This window comes from Pyxidicoccus sp. MSG2 (assembly GCF_026626705.1).
Taxonomy (GTDB): domain Bacteria; phylum Myxococcota; class Myxococcia; order Myxococcales; family Myxococcaceae; genus Myxococcus.
Genome location: NZ_JAPNKC010000001.1, coordinates 5,377,566 through 5,389,999 on the forward strand (window position 1 = coordinate 5,377,566; position 12,434 = coordinate 5,389,999).

General features: G+C 70.2%; 9 protein-coding genes. 7 read left to right on the forward strand and 2 right to left on the reverse strand.

The window, feature by feature from the left end; genetic code table 11:
* Positions 1–185: 185 nt before the first annotated feature.
* Entirely contained in the window at positions 186–980 is a 795-nt protein-coding gene (locus tag OV427_RS20835) for a tRNA1(Val) (adenine(37)-N6)-methyltransferase (protein WP_267857889.1), read from the forward strand.
* Positions 981–986: 6 nt separating this feature from the next.
* On the opposite strand, the gene OV427_RS20840 is transcribed toward OV427_RS20835, so the two are convergent.
* Positions 987–1,901, reverse strand: a complete 915-nt coding sequence (locus OV427_RS20840; RefSeq protein WP_267857890.1) for a hypothetical protein — start codon at positions 1,899–1,901, stop codon at positions 987–989.
* A gap of 219 nt (positions 1,902–2,120) precedes the next feature.
* On the opposite strand from OV427_RS20840, the gene OV427_RS20845 reads away from it, so the two are divergent.
* From OV427_RS20845 to OV427_RS20855, 3 genes are all read left to right on the forward strand, one after another.
* A complete protein-coding gene (locus OV427_RS20845) occupies positions 2,121–2,627 on the forward strand; it encodes a DoxX family protein (protein ID WP_267857891.1) in 507 nt (168 codons plus the stop codon).
* Between the two features lie 147 nt (positions 2,628–2,774).
* The gene (locus OV427_RS20850; protein WP_267857892.1) at positions 2,775–4,700 is read left to right on the forward strand and encodes a CapA family protein; all 1,926 of its coding nucleotides are present in this window, start codon (positions 2,775–2,777) and stop codon (positions 4,698–4,700) included.
* A 234-nt stretch (positions 4,701–4,934) separates the two neighbouring features.
* Positions 4,935–6,170 carry an MFS transporter gene (locus tag OV427_RS20855; RefSeq protein ID WP_267857893.1) on the forward strand — a complete coding sequence of 412 codons (1,236 nt, stop codon included), beginning with the start codon at positions 4,935–4,937 and terminating at the stop codon, positions 6,168–6,170.
* Positions 6,171–6,182: 12 nt separating this feature from the next.
* On the opposite strand, the gene OV427_RS20860 is transcribed toward OV427_RS20855, so the two are convergent.
* On the reverse strand, positions 6,183–8,783 hold the full coding sequence (locus tag OV427_RS20860) for an SBBP repeat-containing protein (RefSeq protein ID WP_267857894.1): 2,601 nt from the start codon (positions 8,781–8,783) through the stop codon (positions 6,183–6,185).
* Positions 8,784–9,072: 289 nt separating this feature from the next.
* On the opposite strand from OV427_RS20860, the gene OV427_RS20865 reads away from it, so the two are divergent.
* From OV427_RS20865 to OV427_RS20875, 3 genes are all read left to right on the forward strand, one after another.
* Positions 9,073–10,137, forward strand: coding sequence for a hypothetical protein (locus OV427_RS20865; RefSeq protein WP_267857895.1), 1,065 nt, complete (start codon positions 9,073–9,075; stop codon positions 10,135–10,137).
* 77 nt (positions 10,138–10,214) lie between these two features.
* Positions 10,215–10,514 carry a hypothetical protein gene (locus OV427_RS20870; RefSeq protein ID WP_267857896.1) on the forward strand — a complete coding sequence of 100 codons (300 nt, stop codon included), beginning with the start codon at positions 10,215–10,217 and terminating at the stop codon, positions 10,512–10,514.
* Positions 10,511–12,388, forward strand: a complete 1,878-nt coding sequence (locus tag OV427_RS20875) for an ABC transporter substrate-binding protein (RefSeq protein WP_267857897.1) — start codon at positions 10,511–10,513, stop codon at positions 12,386–12,388. The genes OV427_RS20870 and OV427_RS20875 overlap by 4 nt, the downstream gene beginning before the upstream one ends.
* Positions 12,389–12,434: the final 46 nt, after the last annotated feature.

Below are 12,434 nucleotides of genomic sequence, written 5' to 3' on the forward strand. Positions count from 1 at the left end.
CAGGGAAGCTTGCCGCGAATGACCCTGAGGCTCTCGAGCCTTGGGAGGCACGCGTGGCTGATTCCGTTGGTGGTGGGATGCGCGAACCCGCGAGTGGTGCGGCTGAACACGGGCAACGGGGTTCGACCCTGGAGCACACGGGCGCCACCGGCATGAAGTTCTCGGAGGTATAGGCTCACCCGCACATGTCCCAACCCACCGCTCCCGACGAAACGCTCGACTCCATCGGCACGGCGGGGGTACGGGTGCTTCAACGCCGGAACGGTTACCGCTTCACGCTGGACGCCGTGCTTCTCGCGCACTTCGCGGCGACCGAGAACACGGGCACTCCAGGTCCCATCCTGGAGCTGGGCACGGGCAGTGGCGTGGTGTCCTTCCTGCTCGTGAAACAATTCAACCTCGGGCCCGTGGACGCGCTGGAATTGCAGCCCGCGGTACACGCTCGACTGCAGCGGGCCGTGGTGCTCAACGACTGTGAGGCCCGCGTGAAGCCGCTGCTGGGTGACCTGCGGCGCATCCGTGAGCTCGTGCCCGGCGGGCACTACGCACACGTCGTGTCCAACCCACCGTTCCGCGTGGCCAACGCGGGAGTCCGCAGTCCCGACGACGAGCGCGCCGTGTCCAAGTCCGAGGTCGCCTGTGACGCGAGCGACGTGGTCGCAGCCGCCCGCTACGCGCTGATACCCGGAGGCACCGTGTGCCTCGTGTACCCGGCCTCCCGAGTCGCCGAGGTGCTCGGCCTGCTGACCCAGGCGAAGCTGTACCCCTCCGTGCTGCGCTTCGTGCACTCGCGCGTGGACTCGCCGGCCACGCGCTTCCTGGTGCAGGCATTGAGAGACCGTAACAGGGGACTCGCCGTACGCCCGCCGCTCATCGTCCACGGTGAGGCTCCGGGCGGCTACTCCGCGGAGGTGGCCGCGCTGATGGACCCACCGCTCGCGGAACGGGTGTCTCCCCTCTCGGGAGACACAGGCGATTGAGCTTCTCTACGGAGCGCGTGCCAGCGGCTTCGTGTTCGTCACCTGGAACCCTTCACCCTCCGAAGCGGTGATGAACAGCTCGCTGCCCTCACTCACATCGAGCGTGGTGCGCCTCCGGCTCCTGCCCACCGTGAAGACCACCTCCAGGTCATGCGCTCCGGGTTCCACGTCCCGGATGACCACGCTCGTCGCGTTGCTCGAACCCCGCCGCGCTCCGTCCAGCGACACCGTGCACGGCTTCTGACAACGCACGTTGAGGTGTGAACCCCCTCCCTCGCGAGCCTGCTCCGCGGCCTCCAGGCTCCGGTCCTCCGTGAGCCTCAGGTTCCCCTTCGAGTCCCCGTAGAAGGTCACCCTCGCACCCGCGGGCACCTCCACGTAGCCGACGAAGAGCCGCCGGTTGAGCAGGGCGGCATTCGCCTCCACGCGCCTGCGTCCCGGCTTCACGTCCTTGAACTCCCACGTGCGGCCATCCCGTCCAAGACCTCGGCGTCCGTCGAGCAGCACCGTGCAGTTCTCGGGACACCGCACGATGGCCACGCTCTTCTCCCCTGCTCCGACCTTCTCGCGCGGCCTCGCGCCCTCCCCTTCCGCCCACTCCGGTGTGCCGGGCGGGCTGGTGCTGCCCCGCTCCACCACGATGCGCTTGTTGCTCGCGAGGAAGACGTCCGCCTCCGCCACGTCCGGGATGTCCGCGAACCCGCTGGCGAGCGGCCGTCCCAGCAGGCCCGTGGCCTCCACGCGCCGCGTGCCCGTCGCGATGCCCTCGAACTCCCACGTCGAGTCCGTCACCCGCCGCCCGTGCTTCCCATCGAGCACCACGGTGCACTTCTCCGGGCAGCGCACTCGCACGGCGACACCGTCCTGCGCGAGGGCGGGAACGGACAGCGACAGCAACAGGAACGACCAGCGCAGGGACATGGTGGAGGGAGTCTCGCGCCAGCCGGCATCCGGGTCGAGTCACTCCGGATGCGGGGATGCCCTCGGGACGGGGGCACCCACGCGGACTCGTGAAGTGCGACGCCGGCCCGCCTGCTCGGCGAGTGAGGAGGGCGTGACTCGGGGTGCCATGGGGAGCGACCGGCCCCAACGTACCCGGGTTTCCGGACTGGCCTCAGGCCGCCTCAAGGAGGAGTGGGAATGAACGTGGCATCCCTGACCGAGCAACCGAGCATCCTGAAGTCAGCAGCCCTGCTGCCACCGCGCCTGTCACTCGGGTCGACGATGGTGGTGCACGGACTGAGCAAGCTGCGCAAGGAAGGGATGGAGCAGACCGCGGGCTTCTTCGAGCAGGTCGGACTCAAGCCGGCCCGGCCCCTGGTGCTGGCCACGGGCATCACCGAATTGATTGCGGGCGTGAGCGCCATCCTCGGCTTCGCCACCCGGCCCGCCGCGCTGGGCGTGCTCGTCACCCAGGCGTTCGCCATCGCCAAGGTCCACAGGTCCAAGGGCTTCGACAACACGAAGGGTGGCTTCGAGTTCAACCTCGCGCTGTGCTCCATCGCCCTCGGGCTGCTGCTGCGCGGGCCGGGTCAGCTCTCGGTGCACAGTGCGCTGGAGCGCAAGGTGAAGCGCAAGGAACTGCGCCGCCTGCGCCTGCTGCCGCGCCAGCGGAGCCGCTCCCTGTTGCTGGACCTGCTCGGCTGAGCCGCCTCAACCGCTGGTGTGCCTGCTCGGTGCCGCACACCCCATCACCCTGGCTGATGGGGTGTGTGTCTCCTGCCCGGCTGCCGATGGGGCGAGCGCATGCCAATCACCCCCGAACGCCCGGACGACCCGTAAGATGCGCGGGCCATGCCCTCGTCCGTCTTCCTGATGCTGGCGCTCGCCACCACGCCGGGTGCTCCCTCGGCACGCGAGCCCGCTTCCACCCACAACTTCTCCACAGCACAGGCCCGCACCGCCGAGCTGCTCTCCACCGCGGGCAGTGCGTCCGTGAAGGCCGCGCTCCGGGATGACTCCGGCTCCGAAGACACGGCCAGCGCCGCCGCGCTCGCGGGCGCCGGGTCCGTGAAGGCCGCGGTCATGGATGCGGCTCGGGCTCGCATCGCCAGTGCCGCCGTGCTCGCGGGCAGTGCATCCGTGAAGGCCGCGGTGCATGAGGATGCGCGGGCGGCCGTTGTCGCGAATGCCGCGAGGATTGCCGGCACTGCCTCGGTGAAGGCCGTGGCCCGGGATGAGGGGCACGTGGGCATCGCCGTGGCTGCCGCCCAGGTGACGGCGCCTCCGGTCATCACGCCAGAGTCCGTATCGCCCTCGCCCGCCTCGGGAACGCCCCCGACTCCTGCCACCTCGGCCGCGTCTCCGACTCCCGACGCCATCGTCTCCGACGTCGGCCGTGTCGCCGCCGAGGCCGCGGTCAGCGCCGTGCGCGCCGCCGCCGTGGCCCTGCGCACGCCACCCACCGCTCCCGCTGTGGTCGACGCGGACGCGAGCTACTCCCGCGGCCTCGCCGCGCTCCAGGCGAAGGACACCCGCACCGCCATCACCGAGCTGTCCGCCTGCGTGCAGGCCGCGCCCTCGCGCGTGGACTGCCGCTGGGAGCTGGGCTGGGCGTACCAGGTGGAAGGCCGCTGGGCGGACGCGCTCGCGCAGTGGACCGAGGTGAAGAAGCTGGACCCCGACCACGCGGACCTGGAGACGGCGCTCGCGCAGGCGCAGGGCCAGGCCGCCCTCCAGGAGAAGCTCTCCCGCGCGCCGCAGGCCAGCAACCGCCCGCCCCCGCCGCCGGGCGCGAAGGTGCGCATCCGCGCCGTGGGTGACGTCATGCTCGGCACCACCGTGCCCGAAGGCCACCTGCCTCCCGAGGGCCCCGCCGGCGTCATCGTCGGCGTGCGCCCGCTGCTCGAGGACGCGGACCTCACCTTCGCCAACCTCGAGGGCCCGCTGTGCGACGGTGGCAAGACGACCAAGTGCCGCTCCAAGGGCAACTGCTACGCGTTCCGTTCGCCCACGGCCTACGGCGTGCCGCTGAAGGAGGCGGGCGTGGACGTGGTCTCCACCGCGAACAACCACTCCGGCGACTTCGGCGAGCTGTGCCGCCGCGAGACGGAGTCCACGCTCGACGCGCTGGGCATCCCCTGGAGCGGCCCGCCGGGCTCCATCGCCACGGTGGAACGCAACGGGCTGCGCATCGGCGTAGTGGCCTTCCACACGTCGCCCTCGTGCAACCACCTCAACAACCTGGCCACGGCCACGGCCCTGGTGCGCGCGGCCGCGGCGGAGCATGACCTCGTCATCGTCTCCTTCCACGGCGGCGCCGAGGGCAGCAAGGCGCTCCACGTGCCGGAAGGCCGCGAGATGTTCTTCGGCGAGGACCGTGGTGACTTGCGCACCTTCACCCGCGCGGTGGTGGACGCGGGCGCGCACCTGGTCATCGGCCACGGGCCGCACGTGGTGCGCGGCATGGAGTTCTACAAGGGCCGGCTCATCGCCTACTCGCTGGGGAACTTCGCCACCTACGGCCGCTTCACCCTGACGGGCGCGCAGGGGCTGGGCATGGTGTTGGAGGTGGAGCTCCACGGCGACGGCCGCTTCGAGTCCGCCCGCATCCTCCCCACGAAGCAGGTGGGCGAGGGCATCGCCCAGCCGGACGCGGCGGGCGCTGTCATCCCCCTCGTCAGCCGCCTCACCGCCGAGGACTTCCCCGAGACGGGCGCACGCATCTCCGAGGACGGCACCGTGAAGCCCACGGGCAAGGGTCCCGTCAGCGCGCGCTGAGACCGACCTCCGCGCACCCGTGCCCACGGGTGCGCCGGTTTCCTTCGACACAGTTTCCGCGTGTACCGCGAGAGACCTGTCACGTCCGCGCCGTATGCGCCGTCCGTGTGCTGTCTCCCGACGCACGGTGAAGCCCGGCTGCTGGCCCCACTGCCAGTCTCGTATTTGCGGCTCAAAGCATGACGCGAGTCATGAAGGCGCGAGTCGGCTCCGTGCGATACAAGGATGTTCGCCGTGCGCGCACTCCGACTGCCACGTCTCTCCTCGCTTCGCGCCTTCGACCACCCCGGCTACTTCGCTGTCTGGCTGGGCGCGCTGGTCTCCACCATCGGCACCTGGATGGAGGCGGTCGCGATGGGCGTGTACGTCACGCAGGAGACCGGCCGCGCCGAGTGGACGGGTGGCATCGCCGCCCTCACCTTCCTGCCCTCGGTGATTCTGTCGCCGCTGGGGGGTGCGCTCGCGGACCGGTTCGACCGGCGCGCGTACGTGGCGCTGGGCACGGTGGTGCAGTTGCTGCTCGCCGGTGTGCTGACGCTGCTGGCCTTCACGCACCAGCTCAGCGTGCACGCGGTGGGTGTCGTCTCGCTGCTCAACGGCTGCGCGAGCACGCTCATCAGCCCGGCCTTCTCCGCGATGCTCGCGGAGCTGGTGCCTCCGCGGGATTTGCACAGCGCGGTGAGCCTCAACTCGGCGCAGTACAACCTGGGGCGCATCATCGGCCCGGCACTGGCGGGGCTCGTGCTGGCGACGGGTGGCGCGTCCTGGGCGCTGCTCATCAACACCCTGTCCTTCCTCGCGGTGCTGGTGGCGCTGTCGCGCGTGCGGATGCCGCCACGGGAGATGGGCAAGGTGGCGCAGAACCTGTGGAAGCAGATTGCGCATGGCTTCTCGGTGGTGCGGGCGGACCCGGACATCTCGCTGATGCTGTGGGGCACGATGCTCGTCGCGGGCCTGGTGGCGCCCTTCATCGGCCTGGTGCCGGTGTTCGCCATCCGCGAGTTCGGTCAGGGCGCCGGGGCCACGTCGATGCTCGTCTCCTGCCAGGGCGCGGGTGCGGTGACGGCGGCGCTGGTGGTGGGCACGCTGGTGGACGCGCTGGGACAGCGGCGGCTGTTGGGCATCATCTCGCTCGCGATTGGCGCGGTGTCGGCGCTGTACTGGCTGTCTCCGACGCTGCACGTGGCGGCGGTGGGCATCGTCCTGCTCGGTGCCAGCTACATGATGATGATGACGGGGCTGAACTCCTACTGTCAGTCCCGCGTGCCGCGCGAGCTGCAGGCGCGGATGAGCAGCATCTACAGCATGGTGCTCGGCGGCGGGTACGCGGCGGGCGTGTGGGGGCTGGGCGCGCTGGCGGACCGCGTGGGCCTTCGCTTCGTCATGGTCAGCTCCAGCATCCTGTTCCTCGCGCTCGTGCTGACGCTGCGCTTCATGCGGCCGCGCAGCTTCAGCGACTCCGCACCCTAGGACTTCAGGCACTCACTCCGTGAGCGCCTGGTCCTTGAGCAGGAAGAAGTCGAAGGCCCCCGCGGGAGTCTGTCCCTCGAAGGTGCCCAGCGTCTCCCCCGCGATGTAGACGCGGCCCTGGGCATCGACGGCGACGCCATCGGCGTTCTCGTCATCGATGGTGCCGAGCTGGCGTACCAGCATGGGCGAACCCTGCGGGGACAGGCGCACCAGCGCCACGTCCTGCCCACCGAGGCTTGTCTCCAACGCCCCCAGCGTGCTGCCGGTGAGCCAGGCGCCTCCGGCTCCGTCCGCGACGAGCGCGCCCGCGTATTCGTCCATTGCCGTGCCGAACCACCACCAGCCGAGAGGCTGTCCGGTGGAGGGAGAGAATAGCGCCGCGAAGAAGTCGAAGCCGCCCAGTGAGGGCTGCCCGCCGACGTCGCCGGCGGCACTCCCCACCACGAGGATGCCGGCGCTGGTCTCCACCACCCCCGCGGAGTAATCCGGACCCGTGGAGCCGAACTGGCGCTGCCACAGCCTGTTGCCCGCGGCATCGAACTTCACGAGCACGACGTCGTTGTCCCCTCGGGGCCCACCCTCGCCCATGCTCCCCGCGGTGCTGCCTGAGACGTAGACGGACCCCTGGGCATCCACGGTGACGGCCTCGGCCTCGTCATACGCCGAGGTGCCGAGCTGGCGCGTCCACACACGCGTGCCCGTTGCGCTCACCTTCGACACGAAGAAGTCGTTCTCGCCGAAGCCCGCGTTCACGTTCCCGTCGAGGTTTCCATAAGTGCCTCCCACCACGTAGGCGCCGCCGCCAGGCACCCCCGCCACCGCGCGGGCGATGTCGAACTCGGAGGAGCCGAGCTGCCAGGTCCACAGGCGCTGCCCCCCGGCGTCGTACTTGACGATGAATGAATCGAAGAGTCCCGCCGAGGTGTTGCCGTCGAGCCCCCCGCTGGTGCCCCCCGCGACGTAGAGATTTCCCTCGTCGTCCGCGGAGAGGTCGTGGACCAGTTCATCCTCTGCCGTGCCGTGTTGGCGCACCCAGCGCAGCCCTCCCGCGGTGTCATGTGATGCCAGGAAGATGTCGCCACCACCCTGGTGGGTGCTGCCGCCGAAGGCGCCGTAGGTCTCTCCCGCCACATGGATGCCGGCCGCCGTCGCCACGGCGGCAGCGGTGTTGTCGTCAGAGGCTGAGCCGAGCTGACGTACCCACCCATCCGGCCTGCGCTGGCGGCCCCAGCCGTAGCCCAGCTCGCACTGGCCCGCTGTGTTCGCCTCGCAGCCGTCGAGGTATTTCACCACCACCGCATCCTTGTCTCCCGACGGCGCGGCGCCGAGCGTGCCCTCGGTGTAGCCCGCGACATAGACGCCCCGCTGTGGGTCGGCTGCTACCGCGAGCCCCGCGTCGCTGCGCCGTGAGGGATTCGCCGTGTTGACCGAGCCGAGCTGCCGGCGGCTCTTCAGCGTGCCCGCTGCGTCCAGCTTGAGGAGCACCAGGTCGTTGCTGCCCAGGGGTGCGCCCGTCTCCAGGTCCGATGGTGTCGAGCCGGTGATGTAGACGTTGCCGCCGCCGTCGGAAGTGACGCCAAAGATTTGTTCCTCCCCTGGCGTCCCGAGCTGCCGCGTCCACTTCCGGTTGCCCGCCGCGTCGTACTTCACCACCACGAAGTCGTAGTTGCCGAGCGGGCCCTGTCCGTCCAACCCTCCCAGGGTGCGGCCCGCGAGATAGATGTCCAGCTCGCCAGAGCTTCGCCGCGACGTGGCCACCGCCTGCGCCACGTCCGTGGTGGAGGTGCCGAGCTGCCGGGTCCACTGCTTGATGCCCGCCGCGTCGTACTTCACCAGGAACAGGTCTGACGTGGCGCCGCTGGAGCCTCCCGCGTTGGCATTCCCGTCGAGCCCTCCAAAGGTGAAGCCGGTGACGTACACGGCACCATCCGGCCCCGCTGCCACCGCCCGGCCCTGGTCGTTCCGGCTGGAGCCCACCATCCGCGACCACAGCCGGTTGCCCGCCGCGTCGTACTTCGTCACGAAGGCATCCTGGCCTCCCGCATGGGGCTGGCCGTGGAGCGAGGCCGACGTGTAGCCCGTCACGTAGACACTTCCGTCCGGAGTCGTGGCCACGCCCTGGGCGAAGTCACCCGCACTGGTGCCGAGCTGCCGCGTCCACAGCCTGTTCCCCGCCACGTCATACTTGACGAGAAACGCGTCGGTGCCTCCCGCGGAGGAATTCCCATCCAGCGCGGCGGACGTGTACCCCACAGCATAGACAGAGACAGCATTTGGGTTCGCATCGTGCGCCGCAATCCCTGTCACGTAATCATTGGCCGTTGAGCCGAACTGCCTCACCCAGTCCTGTGCGCCATCTCCGCCCAGCCGTGCCACGAAGACGTCGGCACCTCCGGCGGAAGGTTCCGCTCCGAGCTGCCCCTGCGTATAGCCCGTGAGGAAGACCTTCCCGAGCGAGGCGGAGACCCCCGACACCTGCTCGTAGGAACTCGTTCCAAGCTGCCGGCTCCAATCGGGAGGGGCCAGGTGCGCGGGCGACTGCGCCAGCGCTTCCGGGGCCATGCTCGCGACCACCAGCCCCACGACACCTCGAACGCCCAGGCTCTTCAGCATTGTGAGTCCTCCTCTTCTTTGGACGCCTCGCTCAACCACTGACTGACCTTGAAAACCAATTCATATTCAATGTCAGTGACATGCAATGAAGTCGAACAATTCGGCATAAAACCGTCAAACAGGTAATGTCAGACCGCCCCTGCATCGTGGCTTCCGTCGCACGCAGAGCCTGTCGTTCTCATTCGGAGAGCGGCAGCTCCGCGTCCCCGCACTCGCGGGGGAGCCGGGCCTTCCCGCGCGGTACCGGCTGTCGCGACGCAACCACGCCGTCACAACGAGGAAGCACACCATGGAGAAGAGCATTCGTGTCAGCGGGAAGCGCCCTGGCAGCCGGAAGCCGGACTACGAGAAGGACCTGGGGCCCTTGATGAAGACCATCGACAAGGCCGTCGCGGGCATCCGCGACGAGAAGCAGCGGCTCGAGGTGCGCCAGGCCGTGGGCGAGGCCGTGCACGGAGCGCTGAGCCACCTCACCGCGGCCGGGCAGCCCAGGGGCGGCGCCTCGCTGGCCGCGCCCGCGCTGGACGCGGGGGTGAACGCCCTCAAGCAGGTCCAGAACCTGGGCTTCGTGGAGTTCACCGCGGGGCTCATCAACGGCACCTTCGACGCGGTGGTGGGCGCCACCCTCAAGCAGATGAAGGCGTACGCGGAGCTGGTGGCGGACCTGGCCAGGACGCTGGCCGAGTTCCAGGAGGAGCACGTCACCACCGCGCAGATCAACGCCCACCTCGCGCAGCGCTACCAGGACGGCGTGGGCGGCACGAGCTGCCGCACCGGCTACACCTTCCAGGCCACGCCCGCGGACCCCGACTCGGGTGCGCCCGCGAAGACGGCGCATGAGAACCTGCTGGAGGTGGTGAACGCCCTCATCGCGGAGACGGCGGACAACAAGACGCCGCTGCAGTTCGTGACGCCCAACGACATCCCCTCCAGCGCCACGTCGTTCACCGCGGCCCAGGTGACGCTCATCCGTGACGCGGTGGCGGAGATGCTCGCCATCAACATGATTTCCCACCTGCGTGCCATGGCTCGCGAGGGCATGGCGCGCATCGTGGTGTCCAACGGCGAAATCCTGTCGCGGCTCACCTTCACCGTGGCCTCGACGGACGCGCAGTCCGTGCAGCGCAGCCGCTACGAGCAGTCCAACTTCAGCGCCAGCGTCAACGGGCGGGTGGGCTTCGGAGGCTGGTTCCGGACCAACTTCGGCGCCAGCTACGGCACCCTGCAGGTGAGCTCGGTCAACGAGAGCACCTTCGACGAGGTGACGATGAACGCGGAAATCATCGGCCAGGTGCGCATCCAGTTCCGCACCGAGAGCTTCGCGCCCATCGTCACGGACGGCCCCATCTTCTGACGTGACTCCGTGAGGGCGGGCGGCACGCACGGCCGCCCGCCCTCGCGGTCTACTCGTGTCCGTGCCCATCCACTCCCATGGCTGACATCTCGCTGGGTGATTTGCTCACCCTGATTTTCGACGACCTCGCCGCATCCATCGAGCGCACCTCCGAGGAGGCCGGAATGCGGCTCCTGGTGAAGGACGTGGACCTGAGCGTCCCCGCCTATCTGCGGTTGCGCCCGGCGGGGCAGAACCCGGAGACGGAGCCCGAGCGGTTCGTGCTCACGCTGCCCAGCACCCTCGACTCGCCCGTCGTGGGGGGCCTCGGCCGCGTCTCCATCACCCTTGGCGTCCAGTCCACCGGCACGCCGCCTCCGGCCTCGGAGGGCCCATGAGCCTCGAAGACAACGTGGAGTGGCAGCTCGCGGACCTGGTCGACGCGATTGCCGCGGAGGTGGACCGTGCCGAGGACACGCTGGCGCTCAAGTCGTACGCGCGCAAGATGACCTTCGCCATCAAGAAGATTGCCCTCGACGCGGAGGTGACGCTGCGCAGGGACCCGGATGGGCGCCTCTTCTTCCGCGCGGTGGACCCGGGCCAGGACACGGACTCGCTGCTGAAGCTGGACTTCGCCCAGGTGCTGGAGAGCCAGATGTCCGGGCTGCGCCGCGCGCTGGACGACACCACCAACAACGCGCCGCTGCCCTCGCTGCCCGGCATCACCGCCCCGGAAATCCTCGCGCTCAACTCCATTGGCATCTACTCGGTGGACGACCTGCTGCGCTACACGCGCACCGCCTCCATGCTGGCCGAGGTGAGCCGCAAGGCGGCCATCCCCGAGACGCGGCTGCGGGGCTGGCGCGGCATGCCGTACATCTCCGTGGCCCGGCCGGACCGTGCGCCGCCGGGGACCACCGTGGTGCTGGAGGGCGGCAACCTGGGGCTGGTGAGGCCCGCGGGCGCGGTGGTGATGTTCCACGGGCGCGAGGCCGAGGTGCTGGAGTGGAGCCCCTCGCGGCTGACGGTGCAGGTGCCCATGGAGGCGCGCGGCGCCGGGCTGGTCTTCGTCGTGGTGGGCTCGCAGCCCAGCAACGTGCTCGCCTGGGAGTCCACCGTTCCGGAGCTCACGGTGGAGGACCTGCGGCTCAGCGAAGAGGTGCTGCTGGCGGACGAGCCCTTCGACGTGCAGGCCATCCTCGCCAACCCTGGCGGCCTCGCCACGCCCGGCTTCGCGGTGCAGTGGAGCGTGGACGGCACTCCGCTTCCGGAAGAGCCCCACGGACCGCTGCAGCCGGGCCAGCGCTCGTCGGAGAGCAGCACCCGGCGCCAGCTCCTGCTGGGCGAGGGCGTGCACACCGTGCGCTTCGTCGCCGACCCCGGCGGCACCGTGCCGGGTGAGGACCGTGCGCGGCGCACCTTCCTGCGGCGGGTGCAGGTGCGGCCCCGGCAGTCGCTGGCGCTGGGCGACTTCCGCCAGGTGCAGCGGCTGGACCCGTTGCGCGCCGGGCCGCAGGAGGCTTCCAGCGTGCTCGGGCTCGTCTTCCGCGGGCTCGGTCGCCGGGAGGGCCCGCAGGGCGAGGCCGTGCCGGACCTGGCCGAGGCCTGGAGCGCCCCGCTGCCGGTGGACGTGGGCGGCACGCGCCGCTACGCCGTCACCGTCACGCTGCGCGGGGACTCGCGCTTCCACGACGGCACCCCGGTGACGGCCGAGGACGTGCGCTTCACCTTCCAGCGCATGCGCGAGCTGGACTCGCCCTGGCGCCCGTGGGCGGCGCGCGTCCTCGACGTCACCACCGTGGGACGTCAGGTGACGTTCCTCCTGGAGGCGCCGGACGCGCTGACGCCGCTGCTGGGGGCGGGCATCGTCCCTCGCGCCACGTACGAGCCCAATCCGGACGGCTTCGGGCTCCTGCCGGTGGGCAGCGGGCCCTTCCAGGTGGAGACCTTCACGGAGGACGCGGTGGGGCTGCGCGCCTTCCGTGGCTACTTCCGGGGCGCACCCCGCTTGGACCGTGTCACGGTGGCCCTGGTGCCGGACCTGGACCGGCTGGGCGAGCGGCTGGAGCAGCAGGAGATTCTGGCGGCCGTCATGCCGTACGACGGCGCCTGGTACGAGCGGCTGCGAGATCTGGGCGAGTGGCAGCTCACCCGCGTGGTGTCCCCGGACGGGCAGGAGTTGCTGCATGCGCAGTCGCCGCTCCTGCTGGAGCGCAAGGCGGAAGCACGGGATTTCGGCGCCGCCGCGCACCTCTGGTACCTGCGCGGCTGAGCGCCTGAAGACCTTGCCTGGAGTGGCGGAGTGATCCGCCTCCTCC

Excerpts from the sequence above, each read along its gene's own strand:
- OV427_RS20845 (WP_267857891.1), top strand. The coding sequence starts at position 2,121 with ATGAACGTGGCATCCCTGACCGAGCAACCGAGCATCCTGAAGTCAGCA.
- OV427_RS20840 (WP_267857890.1), bottom strand. The coding sequence starts at position 1,901 with ATGTCCCTGCGCTGGTCGTTCCTGTTGCTGTCGCTGTCCGTTCCCGCC.
- OV427_RS20875 (WP_267857897.1), top strand. The coding sequence starts at position 10,511 with ATGAGCCTCGAAGACAACGTGGAGTGGCAGCTCGCGGACCTGGTCGAC.
- OV427_RS20865 (WP_267857895.1), top strand. The coding sequence starts at position 9,073 with ATGGAGAAGAGCATTCGTGTCAGCGGGAAGCGCCCTGGCAGCCGGAAG.
- OV427_RS20835 (WP_267857889.1), top strand. The coding sequence starts at position 186 with ATGTCCCAACCCACCGCTCCCGACGAAACGCTCGACTCCATCGGCACG.
- OV427_RS20850 (WP_267857892.1), top strand. The coding sequence starts at position 2,775 with ATGCCCTCGTCCGTCTTCCTGATGCTGGCGCTCGCCACCACGCCGGGT.
- OV427_RS20860 (WP_267857894.1), bottom strand. The coding sequence starts at position 8,783 with ATGCTGAAGAGCCTGGGCGTTCGAGGTGTCGTGGGGCTGGTGGTCGCG.
- OV427_RS20870 (WP_267857896.1), top strand. The coding sequence starts at position 10,215 with ATGGCTGACATCTCGCTGGGTGATTTGCTCACCCTGATTTTCGACGAC.